Source organism: Allobosea sp. P4_C6 (genome assembly GCF_056402015.1).
In genome coordinates this window covers 1-761 of record NZ_JBFUIF010000313.1, presented here as the reverse complement: position 1 = coordinate 761, position 761 = coordinate 1, and the positions used below count along the sequence as shown (strand labels likewise).

1 protein-coding gene is annotated in these 761 nt (G+C 50.4%); it reads left to right on the top strand.

Annotation, left to right across the window (positions count from 1 at the left end; translation table 11 throughout):
- Positions 1–58: 58 nt before the first annotated feature.
- The coding region (locus tag AC1DVA_RS28885; protein ID WP_476808204.1) for a hypothetical protein at positions 59–761 on the top strand (703 nt) is incomplete at its 3' end.

Below are 761 nucleotides of genomic sequence, written 5' to 3'. Positions count from 1 at the left end.
GCTTAATCATGTGGACAAGCACCTATCTTTGCACTTGTCAAAGGAGTTGTCGTTACATTTGGGCGGCCGCGACGGAACCTCGGCGGCGGGGCAAAACGCGGGAGTTATCCAAAGTAGGTTACTCACTCTTGGCCGATTACTGAAGCCGGTCTCGGCAATCGGTTTGACAAAGAAGCGTGTAGGACATTCGGGCGATGGTGGCTACGTCATGCTTGACGACTTCGAAGGGGTGCAATTTGCCCTCTCGTTGGGCGTGGGCGCGGAGATGACTTGGGATCTAGATCTCGCAAATCGCGGTATCGAGGTACACCAGTTCGATTACACGATCGAGGCACCACCAGAAACCCATCATCTAGTACGATTTCACCGCAGCCGCATTGCACCTATGCAAGCAGGATTGGATCATAGCCTAGCGTCTGCTCAAGCGCTAGGACAAAACCAGTCCTGTATACTGAAGATGGACATCGAGGGAGATGAGTGGGAAGTTTTAGAAGCTGCAACTGGCGAAGACTTCGAACGAGTGACGCAATTGGTCGTTGAATTCCATGACTTTGACCGAGTGGAGCGTGATGATTGGTATGAGCGGGCCGAGCATGYCTTGCGAAAATTAGAGGAGAAATTTCAAGTCGTCCACGTTCATGCCAATAACAATGGAATATTAATGACGCGAGGAAACGTGGCCTTTCCGGAGATATTAGAGGTTACATTCGCAAATCGCAGCCGCTGTTTATTTGAAAATTTCGATGGCATCTTCCCAACAC